Source organism: Rhizobium sp. SRDI943 (assembly GCF_057653695.1).
On sequence record NZ_CM172787.1, the window covers coordinates 2,440,416 to 2,466,005 of the forward strand.

The 25,590-nt window shown below is 61.9% G+C and carries 26 protein-coding genes and 1 pseudogene; 16 read left to right on the forward strand and 11 right to left on the reverse strand.

What is annotated here, in order from left to right; all coding sequences use genetic code 11:
• Window positions 1-117 precede the first annotated feature (117 nt).
• On the forward strand, window positions 118-1,137 hold the full coding sequence (locus tag AC245Y_RS12620; RefSeq protein WP_003540607.1) for a GlxA family transcriptional regulator: 1,020 nt from the start codon (window positions 118-120) through the stop codon (window positions 1,135-1,137).
• Window positions 1,138-1,250: 113 nt separating this feature from the next.
• Here the strand turns inward: AC245Y_RS12620 and AC245Y_RS12625 are convergent, their stop codons facing one another.
• Window positions 1,251-2,582: a diguanylate cyclase gene (locus AC245Y_RS12625; RefSeq protein WP_017994403.1), complete on the reverse strand. Its 1,332-nt coding sequence runs from the start codon at window positions 2,580-2,582 to the stop codon at window positions 1,251-1,253.
• Between the two features lie 186 nt (window positions 2,583-2,768).
• Complete coding sequence (locus tag AC245Y_RS12630) at window positions 2,769-3,599, reverse strand: response regulator (protein WP_012757872.1); 831 nt, start codon at window positions 3,597-3,599, stop codon at window positions 2,769-2,771.
• Between the two features lie 347 nt (window positions 3,600-3,946).
• On the opposite strand from AC245Y_RS12630, the gene AC245Y_RS12635 reads away from it, so the two are divergent.
• Complete coding sequence (locus tag AC245Y_RS12635) at window positions 3,947-4,930, forward strand: hypothetical protein (RefSeq protein ID WP_017994406.1); 984 nt, start codon at window positions 3,947-3,949, stop codon at window positions 4,928-4,930.
• Here AC245Y_RS12635 and AC245Y_RS12640 read toward each other — a convergent pair.
• From AC245Y_RS12640 to AC245Y_RS12650, 3 genes are all read right to left on the reverse strand, one after another.
• Window positions 4,916-5,662 (reverse strand): TetR/AcrR family transcriptional regulator, encoded by a 747-nt coding sequence (locus tag AC245Y_RS12640; protein ID WP_017994407.1) that lies wholly within the window; start codon window positions 5,660-5,662, stop codon window positions 4,916-4,918. The genes AC245Y_RS12635 and AC245Y_RS12640 overlap by 15 nt on opposite strands.
• Window positions 5,547-6,050 carry a DinB family protein gene (locus AC245Y_RS12645; RefSeq protein ID WP_017994408.1) on the reverse strand — a complete coding sequence of 168 codons (504 nt, stop codon included), beginning with the start codon at window positions 6,048-6,050 and terminating at the stop codon, window positions 5,547-5,549. The genes AC245Y_RS12640 and AC245Y_RS12645 overlap by 116 nt, the downstream gene beginning before the upstream one ends.
• A 132-nt stretch (window positions 6,051-6,182) precedes the next feature.
• On the reverse strand, window positions 6,183-6,707 hold the full coding sequence (locus AC245Y_RS12650) for a DUF6428 family protein (protein WP_017994409.1): 525 nt from the start codon (window positions 6,705-6,707) through the stop codon (window positions 6,183-6,185).
• 42 nt (window positions 6,708-6,749) lie between these two features.
• On the opposite strand from AC245Y_RS12650, the gene AC245Y_RS12655 reads away from it, so the two are divergent.
• From AC245Y_RS12655 to arsK, 7 genes and pseudogenes are all read left to right on the forward strand, one after another.
• Window positions 6,750-7,106, forward strand: a complete 357-nt coding sequence (locus AC245Y_RS12655; protein WP_012757878.1) for an ArsR/SmtB family transcription factor — start codon at window positions 6,750-6,752, stop codon at window positions 7,104-7,106.
• Complete coding sequence (locus AC245Y_RS12660) at window positions 7,103-7,633, forward strand: arsenate reductase ArsC (protein WP_017994410.1); 531 nt, start codon at window positions 7,103-7,105, stop codon at window positions 7,631-7,633. Before AC245Y_RS12655 ends, AC245Y_RS12660 begins: the two co-directional genes overlap by 4 nt.
• Window positions 7,633-8,075 (forward strand): annotated as a pseudogene (arsN2, locus tag AC245Y_RS12665) (arsenic resistance N-acetyltransferase ArsN2). Before AC245Y_RS12660 ends, arsN2 begins: the two are co-directional and overlap by 1 nt.
• Window positions 8,072-8,779, forward strand: coding sequence for an aquaporin (locus tag AC245Y_RS12670; protein ID WP_012757880.1), 708 nt, complete (start codon window positions 8,072-8,074; stop codon window positions 8,777-8,779). Before arsN2 ends, AC245Y_RS12670 begins: the two are co-directional and overlap by 4 nt.
• Window positions 8,776-9,204 (forward strand): arsenate reductase (glutaredoxin), encoded by a 429-nt coding sequence (gene arsC / locus AC245Y_RS12675; protein WP_012757881.1) that lies wholly within the window; start codon window positions 8,776-8,778, stop codon window positions 9,202-9,204. Before AC245Y_RS12670 ends, arsC begins: the two co-directional genes overlap by 4 nt.
• Window positions 9,179-9,904: an arsenical resistance protein ArsH gene (gene arsH, locus AC245Y_RS12680; RefSeq protein WP_012757882.1), complete on the forward strand. Its 726-nt coding sequence runs from the start codon at window positions 9,179-9,181 to the stop codon at window positions 9,902-9,904. Before arsC ends, arsH begins: the two co-directional genes overlap by 26 nt.
• On the forward strand, window positions 9,901-11,136 hold the full coding sequence (gene arsK / locus AC245Y_RS12685; protein ID WP_012757883.1) for an arsenite efflux MFS transporter ArsK: 1,236 nt from the start codon (window positions 9,901-9,903) through the stop codon (window positions 11,134-11,136). The genes arsH and arsK overlap by 4 nt, the downstream gene beginning before the upstream one ends.
• 21 nt (window positions 11,137-11,157) lie before the next feature.
• Here the strand turns inward: arsK and AC245Y_RS12690 are convergent, their stop codons facing one another.
• The 6 genes from AC245Y_RS12690 to AC245Y_RS12715 form a co-directional block, all read right to left on the reverse strand.
• A complete protein-coding gene (locus AC245Y_RS12690) occupies window positions 11,158-11,424 on the reverse strand; it encodes a hypothetical protein (protein ID WP_017994411.1) in 267 nt (88 codons plus the stop codon).
• Between the two features lie 112 nt (window positions 11,425-11,536).
• The gene (locus AC245Y_RS12695; RefSeq protein ID WP_017994412.1) at window positions 11,537-14,071 is read right to left on the reverse strand and encodes a mechanosensitive ion channel family protein; all 2,535 of its coding nucleotides are present in this window, start codon (window positions 14,069-14,071) and stop codon (window positions 11,537-11,539) included.
• Between the two features lie 92 nt (window positions 14,072-14,163).
• Window positions 14,164-14,715, reverse strand: coding sequence for a DUF924 family protein (locus tag AC245Y_RS12700; RefSeq protein WP_012757886.1), 552 nt, complete (start codon window positions 14,713-14,715; stop codon window positions 14,164-14,166).
• 120 nt (window positions 14,716-14,835) lie between these two features.
• Window positions 14,836-15,900, reverse strand: coding sequence for a sensor histidine kinase (locus tag AC245Y_RS12705; protein ID WP_012757887.1), 1,065 nt, complete (start codon window positions 15,898-15,900; stop codon window positions 14,836-14,838).
• 277 nt (window positions 15,901-16,177) lie between these two features.
• Window positions 16,178-17,623: an MFS transporter gene (locus AC245Y_RS12710; protein ID WP_017994413.1), complete on the reverse strand. Its 1,446-nt coding sequence runs from the start codon at window positions 17,621-17,623 to the stop codon at window positions 16,178-16,180.
• Window positions 17,624-17,772: 149 nt separating this feature from the next.
• A complete protein-coding gene (locus tag AC245Y_RS12715) occupies window positions 17,773-18,123 on the reverse strand; it encodes a hypothetical protein (protein ID WP_245274017.1) in 351 nt (116 codons plus the stop codon).
• A 71-nt stretch (window positions 18,124-18,194) separates the two neighbouring features.
• Here AC245Y_RS12715 and AC245Y_RS12720 point away from each other — a divergent pair, with 71 nt between their 5' ends.
• The 7 genes from AC245Y_RS12720 (at window position 18,195) to AC245Y_RS12750 (ending at window position 25,590) form a co-directional block, all read left to right on the forward strand.
• A complete protein-coding gene (locus tag AC245Y_RS12720; protein ID WP_011652417.1) occupies window positions 18,195-19,520 on the forward strand; it encodes an ABC transporter substrate-binding protein in 1,326 nt (441 codons plus the stop codon).
• A gap of 123 nt (window positions 19,521-19,643) precedes the next feature.
• Complete coding sequence (locus AC245Y_RS12725) at window positions 19,644-20,612, forward strand: carbohydrate ABC transporter permease (protein ID WP_017994414.1); 969 nt, start codon at window positions 19,644-19,646, stop codon at window positions 20,610-20,612.
• The gene (locus AC245Y_RS12730; protein ID WP_017994415.1) at window positions 20,609-21,562 is read left to right on the forward strand and encodes a carbohydrate ABC transporter permease; all 954 of its coding nucleotides are present in this window, start codon (window positions 20,609-20,611) and stop codon (window positions 21,560-21,562) included. Before AC245Y_RS12725 ends, AC245Y_RS12730 begins: the two co-directional genes overlap by 4 nt.
• Complete coding sequence (locus AC245Y_RS12735; protein ID WP_003560267.1) at window positions 21,559-21,771, forward strand: hypothetical protein; 213 nt, start codon at window positions 21,559-21,561, stop codon at window positions 21,769-21,771. Before AC245Y_RS12730 ends, AC245Y_RS12735 begins: the two co-directional genes overlap by 4 nt.
• A 3-nt stretch (window positions 21,772-21,774) precedes the next feature.
• Window positions 21,775-22,872, forward strand: a complete 1,098-nt coding sequence (locus AC245Y_RS12740; protein ID WP_012757892.1) for an ABC transporter ATP-binding protein — start codon at window positions 21,775-21,777, stop codon at window positions 22,870-22,872.
• Window positions 22,865-23,893 carry an ABC transporter ATP-binding protein gene (locus AC245Y_RS12745; RefSeq protein ID WP_012757893.1) on the forward strand — a complete coding sequence of 343 codons (1,029 nt, stop codon included), beginning with the start codon at window positions 22,865-22,867 and terminating at the stop codon, window positions 23,891-23,893. Before AC245Y_RS12740 ends, AC245Y_RS12745 begins: the two co-directional genes overlap by 8 nt.
• A gap of 53 nt (window positions 23,894-23,946) precedes the next feature.
• The gene (locus AC245Y_RS12750) at window positions 23,947-25,590 is read left to right on the forward strand and encodes a dihydroxyacetone kinase subunit DhaK (protein WP_017994416.1); all 1,644 of its coding nucleotides are present in this window, start codon (window positions 23,947-23,949) and stop codon (window positions 25,588-25,590) included.

Here is a 25,590-nt window from a genome sequence, read left to right on the forward strand (position 1 = left end):
TGTCGCATATTTGCTCTTCCCGGCCGCATTTTTCCATGCCAGTGTCGCTTTCAGGACATCGGCGCGACGCATTCCGCGCAACGAATGTGTCATCGCCCCTCGAGCATGGATTTCGCTATGAACAGGATGCAGATCAAGAAGCGTTCGGTAGTCTTCTTTATGGTACCGCAATTCACCATGCTGCCCTTTTCGGCGGCCGTGGACACCTTGCGCATCGCCAATCGCATGCTCGGCTATCAGGCCTATACCTGGCGGCTGACCTCCGTCGATGGAGAAAAGGTCTATTCCTCCTGCGGCATCGGCGTCGAGGCAAATTCCTCGCTTGCCGAGGAGCGCCGTCATCTCGGCGGCGAAAACCGGCCGGGCATGGTGCTTGTCTGTTCCGGCATCGATGTCGAGCAGTTCAACAACAAGTCGGTCAATGCCTGGCTGCGTGAATGCTACAATCGCGGCGTCGCCGTCGGCAGCCTCTGTACGGGCGCGCATGTGCTTGCCCAGGCCGGCCTCCTGAACGGCAAGCGCTGCGCCATCCACTGGGAAAACCTGCCGGGCTTTTCGGAAGCCTTCCCGCAGGCGGAAGTCTATGCAGATCTCTACGAGATCGACGGCAATCTCTACACCTGCGCCGGCGGCACCGCCTCGCTCGACATGATGCTGAACCTCGTCGGCGAGGACTTTGGCGAAAGCCTTGTTAACCGCATCTGCGAGCAGCACCTGACCGACCGCGTGCGCAACCCGCACGACCGCCAGCGTCTGCCGCTGCGCGCCCGTCTCGGTGTGCAGAATGCCAAGGTGCTGTCGATCATCGAGCTGATGGAAGGCAATCTCGCCGAGCCGCTCTCGTTGATCGAGATCGCCGACGGCGCCGGCCTCTCGCGCCGCCAGATCGAACGGCTGTTCCGCCAGGAGATGGGCCGTTCGCCGGCCCGCTACTATCTGGAAATCCGCCTCGACCGCGCGCGCCACCTTCTGGTGCAGTCGTCGATGCCCGTCGTCGAGGTCGCCGTCGCCTGCGGCTTCGTCTCGGCCTCGCACTTCTCCAAGTGTTATCGCGAACTCTACCATCGCTCACCGCAGCAGGAGCGCGCCGAGCGCAAGATGACGATGGCGACCGCTCGCCAGGCCGTTGCCGCTTGAGACAATAAGACGGCCCGTCGCCGCTTGAGACATTAAAAGCTGATCTCACCTGATGCGAAAGGATCGTCGCCGCCTGAGATTAAGGGCGGCGGCTTGGCCTCGCCCCAGAGGCGCTATTGCGCCGCCTCTTCCGTCATCTTGGCGTCGGAATAGACCTGGTTGCGGCCCCTGTGTTTGGCCATGTAGAGAAACTGATCGGCGGCGTTGAGGTAGTTCTCGAAGGTTTCGTAACCGGCGATTTCGGCGATGCCGATCGAAATCGTGACGCCGAGTTCCTCGTCGTCGGCCGTGACCTTCAGCCGCGAAATGTCCGAGCGGATCTCGTCGCAGAGCTTGGTTGCGGCTGCAGAATCCATCTGCGGGAAGAGGATGGCGAATTCCTCACCCCCGAGCCGCGAGAGAAGATTGTCGCTTCCCTCGAAGATCGTAAACAGCCTGTTTGCGACAGCCTTCAGCACCTTGTCGCCGATCTCGTGGCCATAGGTATCGTTCAGCCGCTTGAAATGGTCGATATCGAGAATGGCGACCGAGCTCGGCACCTTCAGCCGCAGGCACTCGTTCACCAGCTTCGGGCCGTTGTCGTAGAAATAGCGGCGGTTATAGAGACCGGTCAGATAGTCGCAGGCCGCCGCTGCCCTCAGCTGCCGCATCTGCGCCAGCGTTTCGGCATTGTTGGCGATGCGGCATTGCAGCTCCTCGGCGACGAAGGGCCGGTAGACGAAATCGCTGGCGCCGGCCTTGAGGAAACTCGCCGAAAGCATGCGGTCGTTGGAGGAGGAAACGCCGATGACACGCAGCCTGTCCGAACCGAAACGATGGCGGATGCGCCGCGTCAGCTCGTAGCCGCTCATATCGGGCATGTGATGGTCGGTGACGACGAGCTCGATATCGCTGTAGGCCTCGAGCGCCGCCAGCGCCTCGAGCCCCGAATTTGCCTCGACGACGAGATATTGCTGTGCCTTCAGGAGATCGACGAGCACTTGGCGCGCCGAGACGACATCGTCAACGACGAGCACCCGTGTCTTGCGGTTGGAGATCGCCCGCCGGACGGTGGCGACCAGATTGTCGAGCGCGAATTCATTGTCCTTCAGCACGTAATCGATGACATTGCGCTCCATGATCTTGTTGCGCGTGTTGAGATCGAATGTCGCGGTGAAGACGATCGCCGGGATATCGTGCTCGATCGTGCAGTCGAGCGCTTCGCCATAGGGCGAATCCGGCAGGTTGAGATCGACGACGGCCATGGTGTACCCGTGAGCGTCGTCGGCAAGTTCCTTGCGAAGAGCCTTCAGCGACGGGCAGGATTTGACGGCAAGGCCGAGCTCCGTCTGGAACCGGTGACAGAGCACCGCGGAAAACATCCGGGAATCTTCAACCAGAAGTATTTTGAGCCCGCCGGAGCGTAACCCGATGCCATCCCGCAGAAAATCCGCTTGAAAAGCCACAGCCGCTATTCCCCCATGCGCCTGACGGGCACGACTCGGCCCTCTCCCCGGTGGGGACGATAACCGAGAGACCTGTGCGCGTGAAGGGGACAAATAATGGCGCTGTTACTTGTAATTGCAAAAATTCGACGACTGTCCCCGACCGTCATTTCCGCCCCCCTGGCGACACCGATACTGGAAGGGCCGTCAGGCAACCGCCCGTTCCTTGCGCATCGATTGAATTTGCAGCAACGTATCGAGGTTCTGGTTGACGCGGCAGTAGAACTCCTCGTCGATGAAAGGACGCAGCATGAAATCATTGCCGCCGGCCTTCAGGAATCGCGCCGAAAGCAGCCGGTTCGAGGAGGAGGAAACGCCGATGATGCGCAGCTCGTGCGAGCCGATACTGGCGCGGATGCGCCGCGTCAGTTCGAAGCCATCGATGTCGGGCATGTTGTAGTCGGTGATGACAAGGCCGATATCGCGGTTGGCCTTCAGGATCTCCAGCGCCTTGCCGCCACTCTCGGCGACGCTGACACGGAAATTGTAGCGCTTCAGCCGGCTCGACAGCAGGGCGCGCGCAGTCGCGCTATCGTCGACGATCAGCACGTGGTGGCGATGATTGGTGAGGAAGCGGCATATCGATTCCGCCAGCAGGTCGACGGCGAAGATATTGTCCTTGAGGATATAGTCGACGATATCCTTGGCCATCAGCTTGTCGCGCATGTTTTCATGGAATGTGCCGGTGAAGACGATGGTCGGGATGGAGAGATCGACCAGATATTCGAGCGCTTCGCCGTTTTCGGCGCCGGGCAGGTTGATATTCGAGATCGCCAGCGTGATCGGATCGGAAGACTTGTCGTAGGAAACCTGCAGATCCTCGAAGTTGCGGCAGATCTCGACATCGATGTCGAACAGCTCCTTCAGGCGTTTGCTGATCATCGAGGTGAATACGTTGGAATCTTCCGCGACAATAATGCGCGCACCCGCAAACATTTCCCCGGAATATTGCATCCCCGAAATACCTAGAAACGCCATAGCAAACCTTTGATGTAAAATCTGTCCCCGGATCAAACTGATACATCAATTGATTTGAGTAATTATTAATCGGCGCGCCTGGATATAAATGAAGAGGCGGCCCGATCGAGCCGCCTCCGACTTCTTTGCGGATATGATTAAGAAATCGGGCGCGAAGCGCCGCATTCTCGGCATCGAAAAGGCTTTCGCCGACAACCGTCGCATTATAGGTCGAACCGAGGTTTTGATCTTCAGCTTCGTGCCTTCCTTGGCGTAAGCCGGCCGCCGACGAGCCCACCCGGCTGGCACCGCTCGGCCGAAGCGATTATAAACGAGCCATCGACCCCGACCCGCCGACAGGTTCGCCCATGATCCAATCCGACACGGTGATCGAATGGCTTCTCGACTCCGACCCGTCGATCCGATGGCAGGTGATGCGCGACCTGCTCGATGCTCCGGAGCGGGAGTGGATGACTGAGCGGGCCAAAGTCGAGACCGAGGGCTGGGGCGCCAGGCTGCTCTCCTGCCAGGATGAGGACGGGCAATGGGCAGGCGGCGCCTTCCTGCCCGCCGGTTTCGACCCGCGCGAGTGGAAGCAGCGTGGCCAGCCGTGGACGGCCACGACCTTCTCGCTGTCGCAATTGCGCGAGTTCGGTCTCGATCCCGCCTGCGATTGCGCCAGGCGCGCCGTCAAATTGATCGGCGCCAACGCCCGTTGGGAAGAAGGCGGCCAGCCCTACTGGGAAGGCGAGGTAGAGGAGTGCATCAACGGCCGCACCGTTGCCGATGGCGCCTATTTGGGGATCGACGTCTCGCCCATCGTCGACAGGCTGGCCGGCGAGCGTCTCGACGACGGTGGCTGGAACTGCGAGCGGATCAATGGCTCCGTCCGCTCGTCTTTCGCCAGCACCATCAATGTGCTGGAAGGTTTGCTGGAATACCAGAGATCGACCGGCGGCACGCATCGGTCTCGAGAGGCGCGCAGGACGGGTGAGGAGTTTCTGCTGGCCCGCAACCTCTTCCGCCGCCTTGGCACCGGCGAGCCGGCCGACGAACGCTTCCTGCACTTCCTACATCCGAACCGGTGGCGCTACGACATTTTGCGCGCGCTCGACTATTTCCGCGCCAGCGCAATCCTGACCGGCGCCGACCCCGATCCGCGCCTCGGTGAGGCAATCGACCACCTTCGGTCCAGACGCTTGCAGGACGGCAGCTGGCCGCTCGACAACAGCCCTGCCGGTCGAGTGTGGTTCGAGGTCGATGACGGGCAAGGCAAGCCCTCGCGGTGGATCACGCTCCGGGCGATGCGGGTGCTCAGATGGTGGGATGCCCAGCTCTCAATCAATGCCTGACGGCAATCCCAGCCCACGTAGGAAATGCCCCTCAAGCCCCCGCAGCAATTCGGCGCGGGCCGCGGGCGTCTCACCGATGCCGGGCTGATTGACCACACCGTGCAGGGCGTTGAACAGAAACACCGCCGTAAAGCGGGGATCACTGACCGACCAGGCATTCTCGCCAGCACCAGCGGCAAGCAATTCGTTCAGATGGTCGATCAGGATGTTGCGCGAAAGCCCCTCCCGCGTTGCAGGAGGAGCCGCCACGAAGGCGAGATGATGCAGCCCAGCCGCGTCGAGATAGCCAGTGGCGCATGCCGTCGACCAGGCCGCCAGCTTCCCGCGCCAATCCTCATACCGCAGTCCTTCGACCGCCGCGACGATGCCATCCAGCACGCTCTGCAAGAAGCGGGCGCGCAGCGCCTGGAGAACATCGGCCTTCGAGGAAAAGTGCAGGTAGAAGGTGCCCTTGGCGACCCCCGCCCCGGTCGTGATCTCCTCGATCGTGGTCTGCTCCAGGCCCTTTTCCAGAAACAGCCGCTCAGCCGCGGTCATCAGCTCGTCGCGCCGTTCTTCGGGTGGCTTGGTTCTCGGTTTTGAAACAGGATTGGCCGGCGGCAAGACTGGTCCACTCTCATTGACGGCGCGCGGGATCGGTCCTGTGCAGGTAGCCGGTAAACACGTCGCGCATTGCGGTGCTCTCGATATCAGGCAGCAGGCGACCGACTTCACCGCGATGATAGCCGGCATGCGTCACCACATGGGCCAGCATCTCCTCGCGGGACATGCGCCCGCGTCCGCCATCGGTGAAGGTGAAGTCGACGACCTCCTCCATTTCCTCGGGCGTTATACGCGAGGTATAATCGATATACCAACGATCCGTATCCCGGATATCGGAGGACAACTGTGCCAAGGGCGGCGCTTCGCTGCTCCAGCTCGCCGCATAGGAGTGATCCAGCCGTTGAAGATTGGCGGTGAAGATGCGATCGACGAGATGGGCGTGATTGAACACGCGAAGGGCCGATCGGAACTCATCGGATCGCGCCTCCACGCCGAGCGCGTTCAAGGCATCGAGTAGCTCGTCGTCGACGCTGGCTTTGTATTGGAACAGAGAGTTCAACAGGGTCTGCGCGCTCATGGCAATCTCCGGGCATGAAACGGGTGGCGCCGGCATCAAACCGGCAGCCTCCATCTACATAACTGACTGGTGGTCAGTCAATACGATCCCGATCTCTCTGCCACCTGCCCTGCCGCGCGTTCTTATGTGTCGTTACGCGCAGCAGCCGCTCGCTGCCGCTTGCGGCCCACAGCAGGCCGCCGCCTTGCTGTTCTCCTCTGCCAGCCATCGGTCGCGCGGCTTGCAGCTTGACGGCCGCGGCGAAAGCGCAACATGGACGGCGCCGGCACGGAGAACCGGCATCGCTGCGCAATAAAGCTGCATTGGCCGCACGCCGTCGCTGACTTCGAAGGTCAGCTTCGCCGAACCATCCAGTTGCACATGATCGGAAACCTTGCGGATGATTGCATGGAACTTGCCGGCCGGCATATGCGTGCGGTCGCCTTCCTCGATATCCCAGAGCTGGATGAAGATTTCCGCCCACGCTTCAGGATTGGCGCCGCAATCCAACGCCGAGAATTGGCCCGCCTTGACCTCGGTGACATGATAGCCAGGCTTTACCGCCTTGCCGTCGTAATAGAAAATCAGCGGAGAATCCTTGGCGCCGGTAAGCACACTGAGCAGCAGGCCGAGATCGATTTCGTTCTCTTGAATTTTGCTGTTGTCGATGACGTTCATTTGCGCTAATCCTCGTTTCAATGATTCAAGGATTATTGAAATATGGATCAACGTCAAGCCCTCATCGCATTCGGCGCGCTCTCGCAGGAAACCCGCCTTCACATCGTCCGCATGCTCGTGGTTTCGGGTCCCGACGGCATGGCGGCAGGCGCGATCGCTGAGAAGGCGGAGGTCTCGCCCTCTAATATCTCCTTCCATCTGAAAGAGCTGGAACGGTCGGGGTTGATCGCGCAACAGCGTGAATCCCGATCGATCATTTACACCGCGAACTACGAGGCACTTGGTGGCTTGGTTCGCTTTCTGATGGAAGATTGCTGTTCCGGGCATCCGGAAATCTGCGCACCTGCCGCGGAGGTCGCGGCCTGCTGCGCCCCTAAAATGAAGGAGAAATTGCAATGACCCCTGACCGCATTTACAATGTGCTCTTTCTCTGCACGGGCAATTCTGCCCGCTCGATCTTGGCTGAATCCATCCTTGAGACCGAAGGCAAGGGTCGATTCAAGGCCTATTCGGCCGGCAGCCAGCCGAAGGGTGAAGTCAATCCCTATGCGCTGAAGGAGCTTGCGGCGCAGGGCTACCCAACAGTCGGCCTCCGTTCAAAGAGCTGGGACGAATTCGCCGAGCCGGGCGCTCCGGAGATGGACTTCATCTTTACGGTTTGCGACAGCGCTGCCGGCGAGGCTTGTCCCGTCTGGATCGGTCATCCGATGACCGCCCATTGGGGCGTCGAGGACCCGGCTGTCGTCGAGGGCAGCGAAGTCGACAAAGGCCGCGCTTTCGCGCAGGCCGCCCGCTTCCTCAAGAACCGGATCAGCGCCTTTTTGAGCCTGCCTCTTTCCTCGATCGACAAGCTCGCCCTGGAATCGCACCTGCGCCAGATCGGCACCATGGAAGGCGCCAGCATTAAACAGCCCAAGGCGAGCTGATGGGTTTCGATTTGAACCAGCAGGCCTTGGAAGGGCACGACGACAGACTTCGCGGCGCGCTCGCAGGCGCCGGGCTTCCGGTCGATGACCTCACAGACGCCGGCCGAAGCTTCTATCGGTTTTCACGTGGCGGCGAGACGGTCGGCTTCGGCGGGCTGGAACTCTATGGCGAGACTGTACTCCTGCGTTCCATTGTCGTGCTGTCCGATCAGCAAGGCTTTGGCTTCGGCCATGCGATCACCCTTAGCCTGCTCGATCAGGCACAAAGGAAAGGCGCCACTGCCGCCTACTGTTGACAGAAACAGCCGCCTCCTTCTTTCAATCGCTCGGCTTTCGTCCGATCGCCCGCGATGAAGCGCCGGCCGAGATCCTGACGACGCGGCAGGCCGCAAGCCTGTGCCCGGCATCGGCCGCCCTGATGGTCCGGAGCCTGCCGGCATGAGCGCGCCGATGTTTCCCCCGTCTCGACGACTGGTCGCCGAAGCGCTCGGCACGCTGCTGCTCGTAGCAACCGTCGTCGGCTCGGGCATCATGGCGGATAGCCTGACGGACGATACGGCGCTTGCGCTGCTCGGCAATACGCTGGCAACGGGGGCAATCCTCGTCGTCCTGATTACGATCTTAGGCCCGATTTCCGGGGCTCATTTCAATCCGGTCGTGTCGCTGGTGTTTGCGCTCCGGCGCGAACTGCCTGCCTCCTCCGTTCCCCCCTATATCGCCGCGCAGATCGTCGGCGGCATTGCCGGAACGATGCTCGCTCATGCGATGTTCGCCCTTCCCGTGCTGCAGGCCTCGGAAACCGTGCGCACCGGCGGCGCGCAATGGCTCTCTGAAGTGACGGCAACCTTCGGCCTCGTCTTCGTCATCTTAGCCGGTGTGCGCTTTCGCGCCGATGCCGTGGCATGGCTGGTCGGCCTTTATATCACCGCCGCCTACTGGTTCACCGCCTCCACGTCCTTTGCCAATCCCGCCGTCGCGATTGCTCGATCGCTGACGCACACCTTTTCCGGCATCCGCCCGATCGATCTACCGGGGTTTATCGCCGCTGAAGTCCTCGGCGCCTTGCTGGCGCTGATGCTTGCGGGATGGCTGCTGATGGAAGCCCGCGATCCTGAAACTCTCACCAAGACGGAATCCGCCTCATGACCATAGATGTTACGATCTATCACAACCCCGAATGCGGCACCTCGCGCAACACGCTTGCGATGATCCAGAACGCCGGCATTGAGCCCAACGTTATCGAATATCTGAAAAACTCGCCGTCGCGCGACCAGCTAATCAAGGTGATTGCGGATGCCGGTTTGAGCGTTCGCGAGGCGATCCGCGAAAAGGGCACGCCCTATGCGGAGCTCGGCCTCGACAACCCTGATCTTACCGACGAGCAATTGCTGGACGCGATGCTGAAAAACCCGATCCTGATCAACCGGCCCTTCGTCATCACGCCGCTCGGCACGCGTCTGTCGCGGCCCTCGGAACTTGTTCTCGAAATCCTGCCGGAAACGCATCAGGGCGCCTTCACCAAGGAAGACGGCGAGAAGGTGCTCGATGCCGGAGGCAAGCGCATTGTCTGATTTACCTGCCATATCACCGATGCATCTGCGTCAACCGGATATGGACGCGCTCAGGCCGGCGTTCTCGACGCACAAGCCGCGCATCCTGATCCTTTATGGCTCGTTGCGAGCAGTGTCCTACAGCCGCTTCCTCGCACAGGAGGCCGCGCGGCTGCTCGAATATTTCGGCTGCGAAGTGCGCATCTTCAATCCGGAAGGTCTGCCGCTGCCTGATGCGGCGCCGGCGAGCCACCCGAAAGTTCAGGAGTTGCGCGAATGGTCGGCATGGTCTGAAGGCCAGGTGTGGGTCAGCCCCGAACGTCATGGCGCGATGACCGGCATCATGAAAGCGCAGATCGACTGGATTCCATTGTCGGTCGGCTCTGTTCGGCCGACGCAAGGCAAGACGCTGGCGGTGATGCAGGTCTCTGGCGGCTCCCAGTCCTTCAATGCGGTAAGCCAGCTCCGCATCCTTGGACGATGGATGCGGATGATCGCAATTCCCAATCAGTCCTCGGTTGCAAAAGCTTTCCAAGAATTCGACGCGGACGGCCGTATGAAACCCTCGTCCTATTACGACCGCGTCGTCGACGTCTGCGAGGAACTGGTGAAGTTCACGCTGCTGACCCGTGATGCCTCGAACTATCTGACCGACCGCTACAGCGAGAGGAAGGAAGAAGCCGAAAAGCTCGAACAGCGCGTGAGCCTCAGATCCCTATGACAATCAGCACCGAACGACCACCGGTAGCGGCCATTGCCGCGCTCGGGCTGACGCAGATCATCGGTTATGGATCGCTCTATTACAGCTTCAGCATCCTCGCCCCCGACATGGCCCGTGATTTGGGCTGGTCATCTGAATGGATCTTCGGCGCGCTCTCTGTGGCCCTTCTGATCGGCGGTCTGGCCGCACCTCTCATGGGCACGTGGATTGATCGCTTCGGCGCAGGCAGGATCATGACGTCGGGCTCGGCGATTGCCGCCGCCGCCCTCGTCGCCTGCGCCTTCGCGCCGGGAAAGATCGCTTTCGTCGCGGCATTGATCGGCATCGAGATCGCCTCGAACCTGGTGCAATATGGCGCAGCCTTCGCCCTGCTCGTGCAGATCAGGCCGCAGGTCGCCCAGCGCAGCATCACCTATCTGACCCTAATCGCCGGCTTCGCCTCAACCATTTTCTGGCCGATCACCACGGCGCTGCATGCGCATCTCTCATGGCAGAACGTCTATCTGATTTTCGCCGCGCTCAATCTCGTTGTCTGCCTTCCCATTCATGCCTGGCTCTCCCGTGGCATCAGCCAAACCAGGGGACGGACCGGAGAGGAGGCCGCAAAACGCGCCGAGCCGAGCCTTCCGCCGTCGGTGCGCAGGCTGGCCTTTATCCTGATGGTGACAGGCTTTGCTTTGGAAAGCTTCGTGAACTCGGCGCTTCTGGTTCACATGGTGCCTGTGATGTCGGCCCTCGGCCTCGGCGCCATGGCAGTGGTGGTCGGAACGCTCTTCGGCCCGTCACAGGTGCTGAGCCGCCTCATCAACATGGTCTTTGGCGAGAGCTTGTCGCAAGTGATGCTCGCGATCATCTGCGCCATCTTGCTGCCGACAGCCCTTGTCATCCTCATCGCCACCGCACCCTCGGTGCCTGGTGCGCTGGTCTTCGCCGTCGTCTTCGGCCTCGGCTCGGGGCTTAACAGCATCGTCTACGGAACCTTGCCGCTCGCGCTCTTCGGAAGCGATGGCTACGGCCGGCGGCAAGGACAAATCATGTCGGTTCGTCTCGTCGTCTCCTCGATGGCGCCGTTCGCGCTTGCCTTCCTGATGGGCTATCTCGGCGTATCATGGTCACTATCGATCGCTGCATTGCTCAGCACCGTCGCCGTTGCCGCATTCTTCGCCATCACGCGGCTGACGCGCCCGGTTGTTGCCCGGCCGGAACCTGTTCCCAATCCCGGAGAAGCTTGAGCGGGTTAATCAGGACAGGCGCTACTTGACGACGGCCGAGCCCTTGACGATGTCGATCGTCTCGCCGCCGTCGAGCCCGATGCGGTCGCCGTCGGGCGTCGTCATGAAGCAGCCGGAAGCACAGAGGTTTTCCGAAGCGCCGGCATCGACCACAACCTCGACGCGCTGGCCGCTCTCGGTGATGACGAGCACGACGGCGGCTGGATCGGTGTTGGTGATGGATGCCGCTTCAGCCGCGGGTGCGGCAAGCAGCGGGACAAGCAGAACGGCGGCAAATCTTGCCATCATGTGCGGCGGCGCTGGCGCGCCCTCCCCTCGAACGATCGGTGCTGCCCCCGGCAGCGATCCCGATAGTGGAGATCATGCACATATAGCTGTGAATGATGGCTGAATGACCCGTTCAGCCTTTCCGATTGCCGTCTGCCGTCTTGCTGCGCAATTGCCGCACCGGCTGCTCTTCCTCCTCCATGGGCGTGTCGGCCGAGTTTTCCTGCTCGTTGGGTTGATCCCTGCCCGCATCGGCAAGCGCGGGACGAGCCTCTCGATGGATGGTAAGATCGGTCTGTGGCAGCGGGATCTCGATGCCCTCGGCCTTGAAGCGCTTAAGGATCTCGATCCTGAGATTGTTGCGCACCGCCATGCCGTCACCCATATCGGCGAGGAAGAAACGCAGCTCGAAATCCAGCGAATAGGGCCCAAAGCGCAGGAATTCGACATGCGGCTCCGGATTGCGCATGACGAGCGGTATCTTGGCCGTCAGTTCCAGCAGGATGTCCATCACCTGCTGCGGATCGGCGTTGTAGGCGACGGAAACCGGAATTTCCGAGCGACCGATCTTGTTGCGGTGTGTCCAGTTACCGACGAGGCCGTTGATCAACTCCGAATTCGGCACGATGATCGACTGCTTGCGGAAGGTCTCGATCTCCGTGGCGCGCACCGAAATGCGTTTGACGATGCCTTCGGCCGTGCCGGAAACGACATGGTCGCCGACCTTGAACGGCCGTTCGACGAGCAGGATCAGGCCGGAGACGAAGTTGGAGACGATGTTCTGCAGGCCGAAACCGATACCGACCGAAAGTGCGGAGGCGACGAGCGCGAAGCTCGACAGATCGATGCCGGCCGCCGAAACGCCGATGATCGCCGCGATGCCGACGCCGAGATAGCCGATGCCCGTCTTGACCGAATTGCGCACGCCGAGATCGACATGGCTTCTGGCCATCACATTGCCATCGAGCCAGCGCTGCAGCCAGCGCGTCAGCAGGTAGACGCCGGCAAACAAGAGGATGCCGGTGCAGATGCCGAGCAGCGAGATGCTGATACCGCCGAGCCTGACCTCGGTGAATAGCCTATAGGCAAGAATCTGCAGGTCCTGCACATGGAAGCCCCACATCAGCAGGATCAGCGGGATGCCGACGAGAAGCGCCACCGCATAGATGGCAAGACCGACAAGCAGGCCGGCCTGGTCGATCGCCACCGGCCCGAGCTTGAAACGGCGTGTCAGGAAGCTTGCGAAGAAGGTGTCGCCGAAGCTTTCCTGCCTGGATATCGCCTTGCCGGAGAGCAGGCCGACATACATGGTGACGACGACGGCGCCGGTGATGATGAGCTGTGTGGCGACGAAGCGCGCGAGCCCGACATAACCGGTCAGCGCGGTGAGGATGAGGCCGGCGCCGACCACCCGCAGGATGATCGCCATGCCGCGCGGCCAATGCCTTCCCGGCGCATCGGGATCGCCGTTCCTGGCCAGCATCGGCTTGCCGAAGGAGACCGCGATCAGGATCAGACCGATGATCAGCGCGGCGATCAGGCTTCTGACCACGGTCAGCACCAGCGGCGAGCCCATCGCCTCGCCGATCGTGCCAAACAGATAATCAAGCGCGTTGACGATCGCCATCGCCAGCAGGCAGTAGCCGATCGAGCGCGCGCCGAGATTGGAAAGCCGAACGAGGCGCCAGCGCGGTTCGTGCGGTGCGAAGATGGCATTGACGAAGCGGCCGACGAAATAGACGAGCCCGATCGCCCCGAACAGCGCGCCGATGACAGGTGCGATGTCGGGCCTCAGCACATTGAACCCGTTAAGGAAAAAGAACGAGGTGACGAGCAGCACCGAGAGCGCCAGGGTGCGGATCAACGTCGACCAGAAGGCGATCGACAGCCGGCCGATATAGGACGGGTTCTCGACAGCCTCGTCGCGCTGCAGGTAGGAGCCGAACAGCCGGTAGCTGCCGGAGAGCAGGATCAGCGCCGCGGCAAGCGACAGGAAGATCGCGGCAAACATCGGGAAACGCTTGAATTTCCAGACGAAGGTGGCCCAGCTCGACAGCGCCTGCGAGAATTCGCTGGCCTCGTGCACAAAGGCGCTGCCGGCATCGTCGAGCACCGAGACCGAAATCTCGGTGCGCCTGAGCAGCGTATCGGCAAACAGCCGCCGCCGCATCTCGGTGATCTCGTTGACGAGCTTCGTCACCGTGATCGAGAGGTTTTCGGCATCGCCCGTCAGCGCGTTGATCTGCGCGCGTTCGGCGGCGAGCGCGTTGCGCTCCTGGGTGACGACCTCGGCTTCCGGCGGCTGTCCGTCCTTCGGCGGATCGCCGATCTCGGCAAGCCGGTTCTTGATCTGGTCGAAACGCGGCCTAAGATTGACCGATATGGTGATGACGGCGCGGCTGAGCTCGTCGGCCTTGGTCGCAAGCCCGACCAGGGCATCGTCGTTGTCGGCATTCTGCTTGACGCCGTCCTGAAGCGCCGTCAGTTGGACCTTCGCCTTGTCGATCTCCTTTGTCGCCTGGTCGAACGGCGTATCGGCGAGCGGCGCCTGCACGGCCGTCGGTGCCTGCGGCTCCTGTGCGAAAGCCGCAACACCCTTGAAATGCGCGCCCGCGACCGCCAGCGTCAGCAGAAGAATGGTGCGAAGCAGGATCGGTCTCAGCCGCAAAAGCGCCTCCGGGAAAGGTTGTCGTCGGAATAGAATGCCAGCTTGTCTTAGTAAAGAAAGGCGACAGAAAGGCGGAAGCTCCCTGGAAACCCTTAGAAACCGGCATCGGGCCGGGTGAGATAGTCGCATTCCTCAGCCGTGGACTCCCGCCCGAGCATGACATTGCGGTGCGGAAAACGGCCGTAGGTGGCGATCACGTCGCGGTGGCGGATCGCATAATCGAGATATTCGGCATCGCCGAGCGCGCCGAACAGTTCCACCGATCGCTCCTGCTCGCCAAGGTCCTCGGCATGTTCGAACGGCATGTAGAAAAAGGTCCGGCATGCGGGTTCGACCGCCTGATCGGCGCCCGACGCAAGCGCGACTTTGGCTTCCCGAAGCGCCAGCCCATCGGTCGCAACGGCAAGCGCCGTGCCGCGATAGATGTTGCGGGGAAACTGGTCGAGCACGATGACAGCCGCCAGCCGGCTCTCCGCATCCGCCCGCCATTCGGCGTCAACACCCGCGGCAAGGGCCTGATGGGTATCGCGAAAAACCGTGCTGATCTCCGCGTCGAGGTCAGGCGTCGCGCGGAACCACAGCTCCCGGCCGCATCTGACGAACCAGAAATCATAGACTTCCTTCGGTGTGCGAATCGTCGTCATGTCTCCTCCCCTAGCGTCATGTTCCTTGCTGTGATGTCGGTAAACTATTGTAGAGATGGGACAAACGGCCTGTTGTATAGCGGCGAACGAGAGAAACATCGTCGAGTCCAGCGTCAAACGCTACTTCACCTCGTGCAACGAAAACACCAGCGTCGCCTTGGTTCCGTCGTGGCCGGGGTCATAGGCGAAATCCGATTTCAAGCTGGCGGCCATCGCCGTCAAAATGCGTGTACCAAGGCCGGTTCCCCTGGCCGGGCTCGATGGGTCGAAACCGGCGCCGTCATCCTCGACGATGACACGCAATGCCTCGTCCGTCTGGTCGACGATGACGCGGATCTCGCCCGGCACGCTGTCCGGATAGGCATATTTGAAGGCATTGGTGACGAGCTCGCTGACGATCAGCCCGAGCGTGATCACCTTGTCTGTCGCCAGATTGACCGGCTGCGCGGTGAGCACGATCCGGTGCGGTCGCTTGTCGTCGCGCATCGAGGTTTCGAGTTCGGTGAGCAAGCTGTTCAGATATTCGTCGACCTGCACCGAGCCGACCTGGCGGTTGGTATAGAGCCGGCGGTGCACGCTGGCGATGGCATTGATGCGCATCTGCGTTTCGTGCAGCGCGTCGATCGCCACTTGATCCGTGGTCATCGAGGATTGCATACGGATCAGCGCGCCGACGAGGCCGAGGCTGTTGGCGATGCGGTGATTGACTTCGGTAAGCAGCATTTCGGCAAGGTCGCGCTGCTGGCGGATCACCTCCTGCGCCTGCGCCGTCTCGCGGCGAAAACGCGCCCGCTCCAGCGCCTGTTCGAGGGCGGCGGCGAGCAGGTCGAAATAATCGGCTGAGATCCCCTTCAGCATGTAATCGTCGGCGCCGGCCTTCAGCGCCGCGACCGCGATGCTGGTATCGTCCGAACCCGTCGCATAGATCACCGGCGGATGATCCGGCATCGCCGTGATGCAGGGCAGAATGTCGAGGCCGGTCTCGCCGGCCAGGATATGATCGAGCAAGACGGCGTCGATACCGCCTTCGCCGAGTCTCGCAAGGCCGGCCGCGCCGCTCTCGGCCCGCTCGACCGAAAAGCCACGCCCACGCAGGTTTTTCTGCATCAGTAGGGCAAGCCCCTCGTCGTCGTCGATATAGAGGATGTGGATCAGGGCATCCGCATCGCCGCTAGAATTGCTCATTCGGTCTCCCGGCGTTCTCTCGCAGCGACGACCGCCCGCAAGCGTCCGAGTCGTCCGCATGGCAATGTCGTATTGTATTGGCCGCCCGGGGTAAACAGCGGTTATCCCTCGCTCTTGTTGCAGGCGGCGCGGAAGAAGGATGTCGGGAATCCGGCATTTTCAGAACATGACCCTGGCCTGGGGAGGATCCCATGGAAGCCGTTGAAGGAGATGGGGAAACGAAGAACCTGAAATGAGATGCATAAACGCCGAGCGGCCCGATTGGTTCCGCAGCAAGCTAACTTTTCTGGAATTTCCGATGGCCGGATACTTCGGCCCCCGCCTCCGCCGGCAATTGCAGGAAGCGCAGCGACGAGACGACGCCGATCGCGCCGACCACGACGAAAGCCCAGCGGAAATCGGCAAGAACCGGATTGTCGGCGCCCCTGAGAGCCGAGCCGATGTTGAGCACGGCCGCCGCCACCGCCACGCCGAGCAGCATCGATACCTGCTGCAGCATGCTCGACAGCGTCGAGGCCGAGCTTCGCTGCGCCGGGCCGATATCGGCGAAGGCCAACGTGTTCAAAGCGGTGAATTCCATCGAGCGCGACAGGCCGGCAAGGAAAAGCAGCGCGTGGATGAAAAATGGCGGCGTCTGCGGCGAGAGGAAACCGCAGCCGACGATCGAAAGCGCGGCGATCAGCCCGTTGACCCCAAGCACTGTGCGAAAGCCGAAGAAGCGCAGCAGCGGCGTCGTCACCGCCTTCATGCTGAAATTGCCGAGGAAATAGACGAGCAGATAGGTGCCGGCGGCAATCGAGCTGAGGCCGAAGCCGAGCTGGAACAGCAGAGGCAGCAGGAACGGCGTCGCATTGATGGCCATCCGGCAGGCCGTGCCCGCCGACAGCGTCGACATCGAGAAGGTCTGGATGCGGAAGGCAGAAAGGTCGAGCAGCGGATTGTCGACGGCAAGGAAATGCCGCGTCGCCATGACAGACAGTACGATGCCCGCCGCCAGCATTGATATGACGGGCAAAAGCCCGCCGTCCCATTTGACCGAGAGTTCGAGCGCGGCGAGCAGAAAGGTCAGTCCCGCAGCGCTGAGGACGAAGCCCAGGAGATCCAGCCGGCCCGGATTGGTCTCGCGCTGCTCCGGCACGAAACGCAGCACCAGCGCGATGCCGAGAATGCCGATCGGGATGTTGATGAGGAAGTTCCAGTGCCAGCTGGCATAGGTGGTGATGAAGCCGCCGAGCACCGGGCCGATCACCGGCGCCGTCAGTGCCGGCCAGGTGATCAGCGCGATCGCCTGGACGAGTTCCGACTTGCGGGCATTTTTCAGTACGATGATGCGCCCGACCGGCGTCATCAGCGCACTGCCCGCCCCCTGGACGGCGCGCCACAGCACAAATTCCGCAAGGCTGCCGGACAGCCCGCAAAACAGCGAGGCGCCGGTAAAGACAGCGATCGACATCAGGAAGATGCGGCGTGCGCCGAACCGATCGCCAAGCCAGCCGGACAGCGGAATGAAAGCGGCCATCGTCAGCATGTAAACGGTGATGCCGATGCTCATCGACACCGGCTGCACGCCGAAACTTGCCGCCATCTGCGGCAACGAGGTGGTAACGATCGTGCCGTCGAGGATCTGCATGAAGAAGGAAACGGCAACGACCAGCGCCACGATCTTCGCCTGGCGGCCGCTCGCCGCCTCTTGCCCATTCTCGCTCGTCTCTGCCGTGGTCATCGATCTGCCAATAAAAATTCCGGATGACGCGGCAGGGAAACGGGAAGGAAGCCGATCGAAGATCTGACGCGCGGAGGTGCGCGGACATGGAAAGCCGCGCACTGGCTGAATACGCCCGTTGCATCCGGCCGGAAAGGCTAAATCTCGCACTACGCAGGAATATTCCCGATGCAGCCGGATAGCTGGCCACTATCGATCCCAAGAAAGGATTCAAGAAAAAGGCCCCGCCGAAGCGAGGCCAAGCTTGATCCGCTCCGGGGAAAAACAGGAGCGGCGCGCAGTCCATACCGTGTGATCCATGTCGCAGCGAGGCCAGATGTCGCTGCATCGGTACGCTCGCCAAAGAATTTTTCGCGATCTGCCGAAAAACGATCGGCCCCAAAACTATCCGCCGATGTGGCGCGACACCTGTCGCATTGCAGCAACGATTGGCGCTTGCAATGTTTATAAAAATAGATATCACTAAACATATTGCTAAACATGATGATTGAGGAGTTCATGTGAGCATTCTCTGAAGTGGGTGAACATGCGACGCCGGCGGGGAGCCGGCCCTTGGTTCTGGGAGGAACTTATGCAGAAAACATCGAAAGCCCTTTTCGGGCTGGCCACGGCATTCGTCATGTCGTCGGCATTGCCCAATCTCGCCAAAGCCGATGAACTGACGCTGTGCTGGGCCGCATGGGACCCCGCCAATGCGCTGGTCGAGCTCTCGAAGGATTTCACCGCCAAGACCGGCACGCAGATGAAGTTCGAATTCGTTCCCTGGACGAGTTATGCCGATCGCTTCCTCAACGAGCTGAATTCGCACGGCAAGCTCTGCGACCTGATCATCGGCGACAGCCAGTGGATCGGCGGCTCGGCAGAGAACGGCCATTACGTCAAGCTCAACGACTTCTTCGACAAGGAAGGCATCAAGATGGATGACTTCGTGCCGGCGACGGTCGTCGGCTACTCGGAATGGCCGAAGAACACCCCGAACTACTGGGCGCTGCCCGCCATGGGCGACGTCGTCGGCTGGACCTACCGCAAGGACTGGTTCGAGAAGCCGGAACTGCAGAAGGAATTCAAGGAGAAATACGGCCACGATCTCGCAGCGCCGAAGACCTACGACGAACTGAAGCAGATCGCCGAGTTTTTCCAGAAGCGTGAGATCGACGGCAAGACCGTTTACGGCGCCTCGATCTATACCGAGCGCGGCTCCGAAGGCATCACCATGGGCGTCACCAACGTGCTCTACGACTGGGGCTTCCAGTACGAGAACCCGAAGAAGCCCTATGACATGGAAGGCTTCGTCAACTCGGCCGACGCGGTCAAGGGCCTCGAATTCTACAAGTCGCTCTATGATTGCTGCACCCCGCCCGGCAGCTCCAACGTCTACATGGTCGAATCCGCCGACGCCTTCAAATCCGGCCAGGTCGCCATGCAGATGAACTTCGCCTTCACTTGGCCCGGCCTTTACAAGGACGAGAAGGTCGGCGGCGACAGGATCGGCTTCTTCCCCAATCCGGCTGAAAAGGCGCATTTCGCCCAGCTCGGCGGCCAGGGCATCTCGGTGGTCTCCTATTCCGACAAACGCGATGCCGCCCTGCAATACATCAAGTGGTTCGCACAGCCCGATGTACAGGCCAAATGGTGGGAACTCGGCGGTTTTTCCTGCCTGAACTCCGTCGTCAATGCGCCAGGCTTTGCCAAGAGCCAGCCCTATGCCCAGGCCTTCCTGGACTCGATGGCGATCGTCAAGGATTTCTGGGCCGAGCCGAGCTACGCCTCGCTGCTGCAGGCCATGCAGAAGCGCGTCCATAATTACGTGGTCGCCGGCAACGGCACTGCCAAGGAAGCGCTCGACGGTCTGGTGAAAGACTGGAGCGACGTCTTCAAGGACGACGGCAAGATCTGACGCGTGTCATCCCTGATGCGTGCCATCCTCGTCAGGATGGCGGCCCGGATCGGCAGACGAGCCGGGCCGCCAGATCTCTCATATCCTAATAGACCCCGTACCCCAAAAATACCAGGTGAAGACTTGACCATTTCCCATTCCTCCATCGTCGAGAAGGCAGCCGATGCGACTGCGAGGGCAACGCCCTCCTCGGTCGCCCGGCGCGTCCGCGGCCTCTCCGACAGGGCGATCGCCTGGCTATTCATTGCGCCTGCCATCACTCTGCTGTTAGCGATCAACATCTTTCCGCTGCTTTGGGCGGTCTATCTCTCCTTCACCAATTACCGCGCCAACCGGCCGAATGCGCCGGTCCTGGGTGTCGGCTTCGGAAATTACCAGCGCGTCCTCAACGATCCGGATATCTGGCAGGCGATGCAGACCACCGCGCATTTCGTCTTCTGGACGATCGTGCTGCAGACGGTGATCGGCTTCACGCTCGCCTATCTGATCGACCGCAAGTTTCGCGGCCATGCCTTCTGGACGACAATCATCCTCATCCCGATGATGCTGTCGCCGGCCGTGGTCGGCAATTTCTGGCGCTTTCTTTACGAGCCGCAGATCGGCCTCTTCGCCTACGCCGTGTCGATGGTATCCGGCATTCCGACATCAGATATCCAGATGCTCGGCAACGTGACACTGGCGCCCTGGGCGATCATCATCGTCGATACCTGGATGTGGACGCCCTATGTGATGCTGATCTGCCTGGCAGGCCTGCGCTCGATCCCAGACTATATCTACGAGGCGGCCGAAGTCGACCGCGCCTCGCCATGGCGCCAGTTCTGGTCGATCACCGTGCCGATGGCCCTGCCCTTCATCATGCTCGCCGTGCTTTTCCGCGGCATCGAGAATTTCAAGATGTTCGACATGGTGACGCTGCTGACCGGCGGCGGTCCGGGCTCCGTCACCGAGGTCGCCTCGATCACGTTGAAGCGCGCTGCCTTTGAAAGCTGGGCGACCGGCCGGGCCTCGGCCTTCGCCATCATCCTCTTCGTCGCGGTGTTCGGCCTCGCCAACATCTACGTCAAGGCATTGAACAAGGTGAAGCAACGATGAGCGCCGCCAACTCAGCCCATTCGGTCGTCGAACCGAGCCTGTCCAGCAAGCGCATCGCCGGCACGATCGTCGTCCTCTATGCGCTGATCACCCTCATCCCGCTCGTCTGGATCTTCCTGACCAGCATCAAGTCGCCGCCGGATTCGATCAGCTATCCCCCGAAGATCGTCTTTTCGCCGTCGCTCGAAGGCTATTGTAACCTGTTCACGACGCGCACGCGACAGACCCCTGATTATATCGCCTCGCTGCCGGCGCCGGTCGGCACCTGCGATGAGGTGACGCGCAAGCGCAATATGGTGATCGCCGGCCCGTCGAATTTCCTGCCGCGCTTCGTCAATTCGCTGGTGATCGCCTTCGGCTCCACCTTCCTCGCGGTCTTCCTCGGCACGCTCGCCGCCTACGGTTTTTCCCGCTTCAAGATACCGCTCGCCGACGACCTGATGTTCTTCATCCTGTCGACGCGGATGATGCCGCCGATCGCCGTCGCCATTCCGATCTACCTGATGTACCGCGAGCTCGGCCTGTCGGACACGGCCTTGGGCATGATCCTGCTCTATACCGCCGTCAATGTCTCGCTCGCCGTCTGGCTGCTCAAGGGTTTCATCGACGAAATCCCGCGCGAATATGAAGAAGCGGCGATGATCGACGGCTATACGAGGCTGCAGGCCTTCCGCAAGGTCGTGCTGCCGCAGGCAACGACCGGCATTGCCGCCACCGCGATCTTCTGCCTGATCTTCGCCTGGAATGAATATGCCTTCGCCGCGCTTCTGACCTCGGGCGAGGCCCAGACCGCGCCACCCTTCATCCCGACGATCATCGGCGAAGGCGGCCAGGACTGGCCGGCGGTCGCTGCAGGAACGACGATCTTCCTGATCCCGATCCTCGTCTTCACCATTCTCCTGCGTAAGCAGCTGCTGCGCGGCATCACCTTCGGAGCCGTCCGCAAATGAGCCACCTGATCGAAACACGCACCCCTGCCCGTCCGAAGCGGCCGTTCTTCCTGCGCCGCGGCCCGATGGAGACCATCGCCACCGTGCTGATCGGGCTCGGCTTCCTGATGCTGTTCCAGCCCTTCCTGCTGGTGCTCTACACCTATTCGCTGGTGACCCTGCTCGCAGGCACCGTCATGTTCATCATCGTCTCGAAATTCCCGGAGTGAACCATGGCGGATATCCGGATCGAAAATCTCCGCAAGGAATTCGGCAGCTTCGTCGCCGTCGAGGATTCGAGCTTCACCGTCCATGACGGCGAGTTCCTGGCACTGCTCGGTCCATCAGGCTGCGGCAAGACGACGACGCTTCGCATGATTGCCGGCCTCGAGCTGCCGTCGAGCGGCAAGATCTATCTCGACGGCGAGGATGTCACCTTCAACCGCGCCAGCGCCCGCGACATCGCCTTCGTCTTCCAACTCTTCGCGCTCTACCCGCATATGAACGTGCGTAAGAATATCGGCTTCCCGCTGCTGTCGCAGGGCATGCCCAAAGCCGAAATCCGTCAACGCGTCGAAGAGACCGCCCGCCTGCTGCAGATCGACCATATTCTCAACCGCTCGGTCTCGGGCCTTGCCGGCGGCGACCGGCAGCGCGTGGCGCTCGGCCGCGCCATCGTCCGGCGCCCGAAATGCTTCCTGATGGACGAGCCGCTCGGCACGCTCGATGCCGAGTTCCGCGAGATCATGGTCCACGAGCTGCGAGAACTGCACAACCGCATCCATGCCACCACCGTCTACGTCACCCACGACCAGCACGAGGCGATGGCGATGGCCGACAAGATCGCCGTCATGAACCATGGCGTCATCGAGCAGTTCGGCACGCCGCAGGAGATCTATGCCAAGCCGGCGACCATGTATGTCGCCGATTTCATCGGCTCGCCGCCGATGAACTTCATGCGCTTCACCTCGGGCCTGAAAAGCGGCGACAAGTCGATCCTGCTCGACGGCGTCGATGTCGCCGTTCCTGAGATCCACCAAGACATGGCCGAAAGCCAACTGGCGCTCGGCGTCCGGCCGGAGCATATCCGCTTCAGCGACGCCTCGGCGCTGCGCGGTGCCGTCTATGGCAGCGAATATCTCGGCACTAACCAGGTCGTGGCTGTGGAAACCCAGGGCGGCCTGATCAAGGCCCGCGTTCCCGCCAATCGCAGCTTCCAGATCGGCGAAAGGGTCGGCCTCGAATTCAACCCGGCGAAACTCGCGCTCTTCGACTGCACATCGGGCCGTGCCGTACCGTCCTCGCTCTATCAGGAGACCCGGCATGGCTAATGTCGTCCTCAGGAACCTCGCCAAGCGCTTCGGCGACACCCAGGCTTTGGCCGACCTCGATCTTTCGATCCGCGACGGCGAGTTCGTCGTGCTGCTCGGTCCCACAGGCGCCGGCAAGACCACGACGCTGCGGCTGATCGCCGGCCTCGAAAAGCCCGACAGCGGTGGCATCGAGATCGGCGGCCGCAATGTCGCCGCCGAAGCGCCCGCCGAACGCGACGTCGCCTTCGTCTTCCAGCAATATTCGCTCTATCCGCATATGACGGTTTACGAGAACCTCGCCTTCCCGCTGAAGGCGCCGGTCCGCAAACTCAGCACTGCGGAGATCGACCGGCGCGTGCGCGAAGTCGCGCGCATGGTCCGGATCGACCACAAGCTGGAGAACCGCTCTACCAGGCTTTCCGGCGGCGAGATGCAGCGTGTCGCGATCGGCCGGGCGCTGGTGCGCCGGCCGGCGATCTACCTGATGGACGAGCCGCTGTCCTCGCTCGACGCCAAGCTGCGCGCCGAACTGCGCCTGGAGCTCAAGCGTATCCAGAAGGAACTGGGCTCGACTTTACTCTATGTCACCCACGACCAGGTGGAAGCCATGACCATGGCCGACCGCATCGGCATCGTCGCCGAGGGACGGCTGATGCAAGTGGGAACGCCGCGCGAAATCTACGGCAATCCCGCCAACCTGCATGTCGCCGCCCGCCTCGGCCAGCCGCATATCAACCTTCTGCCGGCGGACCTGCTCCCGGGCGGTCAGCCGCCGGCCGGCACGAAAACCGTCGGCGCCCGCACCGAACATCTTGATATCGTCGTCGGCAAAGATGCCAACGCCGAGATCGACTGGATCGAACATCTGGGCGACCAGAACCATCTGCACATCAGGGTCCGCGATCCCAGGCAGGCCGCGCGGGAACACAAGCTCGTCACACTTGCGGATCCATATCTGGCGATTGCGCCGGGCGACCGGATCAGCCTGACGCTACGTGATCCGCTTTATTTCGATGTGGCTGGACAGCGCCTGTCCTGACCGGCAAACAGACTTGATGATGGCATGAAAAACAAACAGACGGGTCTCAATCGATGAAACACTTCTTCAACCGCAGGGAAAACATCGTCACCGAAGCCTTGGACGGTCTGCTTCTGACGAGCAGCAAGGGTCGTCTTGCCCGCCTCGACAGCTTTCCCGACATCAAGGTGATCCTGCGCGCGGACTGGGACAAGTCGAAGGTGGCGATCATATCCGGCGGCGGCGCCGGCCATGAGCCCTCCCATGCCGGCTTCGTCGGTAAGGGCATGCTGACGGCTGCCGTATCCGGCGAGATTTTCGCCTCGCCGAGCGTCGATGCCGTGCTGACGGCGATCCGCGCCGTGACCGGCGAAAAGGGCGCCCTGCTGATCGTCAAGAACTACACTGGCGACCGGCTGAATTTCGGCCTCGCCGCCGAAAAGGCGCGCACCGAAGGTTTCGACGTTGAAATGGTCATCGTCGCCGACGACATCGCCATCCCCGAGATCAACCAGCCCCGCGGTGTCGCCGGCACGCTCTTCGTCCACAAGATCGCTGGCTATCATGCCGAAAGGGGCGAGGACCTGAAGACGGTCGCAGCCCATGCCGCCGCGGCAGCCGGCGACATCGCCTCGCTCGGTATGTCGCTTTCCACCTGCAGCGTACCCGGTCAGGCGCATGAGGACCGTCTCGGCGAGAACGAGGGCGAACTCGGCCTTGGCATCCATGGCGAGCCCGGCGTCGAACGCATCACTTTGCAGCCGGTCGCCGATATCGTCGCCACCATGGTGGCGCGCCTGTCGCCTGCGCCGCGCGAAGGGGCAAGCCACGCCCTCCTCATCAACAATCTCGGCGCCGTGCCGCCACTTGAAATGACCGTCATTGCCAATGCCGTGCTGTCCTCGCCGCTTGGCCGCCGCGTCCGGCTGATCATTGGCCCGGCGCCGATGATGACCGCGCTCAACATGAACGGCTTCTCGCTGTCGCTGATCCGGCTGGACGCCGTGCGTGAGGCCGCGCTAACGGCAGCGGTCGAACCGCATGCCTGGATGCCGGCCGTCGAACGCCACGAGATCCAGATCATCGCCGCACCGAGAACATCAGCCGGATTGAACGGCGCGAACGGCGCAGCTGGAGATGACGCCCACAACCGGCGCCTGATCACGGCACTCTGCGAACATCTGATCTCGCAGGAAAGCGAACTCAACCGGCTGGATGGCCGCGTCGGCGACGGTGATACCGGCTCGACGGTGGCGACGGGCGCCCGCAGCGTGCTGGCCCGCCTCGACACACTGCCGCTCGACCGGCCGGCCGCAACCCTTGCCTCGCTTGGCGATATCCTCGGCACCAGCATGGGCGGATCGAGTGGCGTGCTGCTATCGATCTTCTTCACCGCCGCAGCAAAGGCGATGGCTGACAAGGCCGATATATCAGCAGCCCTTCTTGCCGGGCTCGACAGGATGACGTTCTATGGCGGAGCCGGAGTCGGCGACCGGACGATGGTCGATGCGTTGTCGCCTGCCCTGCAGGCGCTCGCATCCGGCGATGTCGCCGCCGCGGCAAAGGCTGCGGCAGCGGGGGCGGAGTCGACGAAGGCGATGACGAAGGCGAAAGCCGGACGCGCCTCCTATGTCGGCGAAAGGGATCTGGCGGGCGTTGCCGATCCCGGCGCCGTCGCGGTTGCCGGCGCGTTCGGTGTGGCGGCAAGCCTCGCCTGA

Coding starts and splice junctions, on each gene's coding strand:
- AC245Y_RS12620 (WP_003540607.1), top strand. CDS start 118: ATGAACAGGATGCAGATCAAGAAGCGTTCGGTAGTCTTCTTTATGGTA.
- AC245Y_RS12630 (WP_012757872.1), bottom strand. CDS start 3,599: ATGGCGTTTCTAGGTATTTCGGGGATGCAATATTCCGGGGAAATGTTT.
- AC245Y_RS12635 (WP_017994406.1), top strand. CDS start 3,947: ATGATCCAATCCGACACGGTGATCGAATGGCTTCTCGACTCCGACCCG.
- AC245Y_RS12640 (WP_017994407.1), bottom strand. CDS start 5,662: ATGCCGGCTATCATCGCGGTGAAGTCGGTCGCCTGCTGCCTGATATCG.
- AC245Y_RS12645 (WP_017994408.1), bottom strand. CDS start 6,050: ATGAGCGCGCAGACCCTGTTGAACTCTCTGTTCCAATACAAAGCCAGC.
- AC245Y_RS12650 (WP_017994409.1), bottom strand. CDS start 6,707: ATGAACGTCATCGACAACAGCAAAATTCAAGAGAACGAAATCGATCTC.
- AC245Y_RS12655 (WP_012757878.1), top strand. CDS start 6,750: ATGGATCAACGTCAAGCCCTCATCGCATTCGGCGCGCTCTCGCAGGAA.
- AC245Y_RS12660 (WP_017994410.1), top strand. CDS start 7,103: ATGACCCCTGACCGCATTTACAATGTGCTCTTTCTCTGCACGGGCAAT.
- AC245Y_RS12670 (WP_012757880.1), top strand. CDS start 8,072: ATGAGCGCGCCGATGTTTCCCCCGTCTCGACGACTGGTCGCCGAAGCG.
- arsC (WP_012757881.1), top strand. CDS start 8,776: ATGACCATAGATGTTACGATCTATCACAACCCCGAATGCGGCACCTCG.
- arsH (WP_012757882.1), top strand. CDS start 9,179: ATGCCGGAGGCAAGCGCATTGTCTGATTTACCTGCCATATCACCGATG.
- arsK (WP_012757883.1), top strand. CDS start 9,901: ATGACAATCAGCACCGAACGACCACCGGTAGCGGCCATTGCCGCGCTC.
- AC245Y_RS12690 (WP_017994411.1), bottom strand. CDS start 11,424: ATGATGGCAAGATTTGCCGCCGTTCTGCTTGTCCCGCTGCTTGCCGCA.
- AC245Y_RS12700 (WP_012757886.1), bottom strand. CDS start 14,715: ATGACGACGATTCGCACACCGAAGGAAGTCTATGATTTCTGGTTCGTC.
- AC245Y_RS12705 (WP_012757887.1), bottom strand. CDS start 15,900: ATGAGCAATTCTAGCGGCGATGCGGATGCCCTGATCCACATCCTCTAT.
- AC245Y_RS12710 (WP_017994413.1), bottom strand. CDS start 17,623: ATGACCACGGCAGAGACGAGCGAGAATGGGCAAGAGGCGGCGAGCGGC.
- AC245Y_RS12715 (WP_245274017.1), bottom strand. CDS start 18,123: ATGAACTCCTCAATCATCATGTTTAGCAATATGTTTAGTGATATCTAT.
- AC245Y_RS12720 (WP_011652417.1), top strand. CDS start 18,195: ATGCAGAAAACATCGAAAGCCCTTTTCGGGCTGGCCACGGCATTCGTC.
- AC245Y_RS12730 (WP_017994415.1), top strand. CDS start 20,609: ATGAGCGCCGCCAACTCAGCCCATTCGGTCGTCGAACCGAGCCTGTCC.
- AC245Y_RS12735 (WP_003560267.1), top strand. CDS start 21,559: ATGAGCCACCTGATCGAAACACGCACCCCTGCCCGTCCGAAGCGGCCG.
- AC245Y_RS12740 (WP_012757892.1), top strand. CDS start 21,775: ATGGCGGATATCCGGATCGAAAATCTCCGCAAGGAATTCGGCAGCTTC.
- AC245Y_RS12745 (WP_012757893.1), top strand. CDS start 22,865: ATGGCTAATGTCGTCCTCAGGAACCTCGCCAAGCGCTTCGGCGACACC.
- AC245Y_RS12750 (WP_017994416.1), top strand. CDS start 23,947: ATGAAACACTTCTTCAACCGCAGGGAAAACATCGTCACCGAAGCCTTG.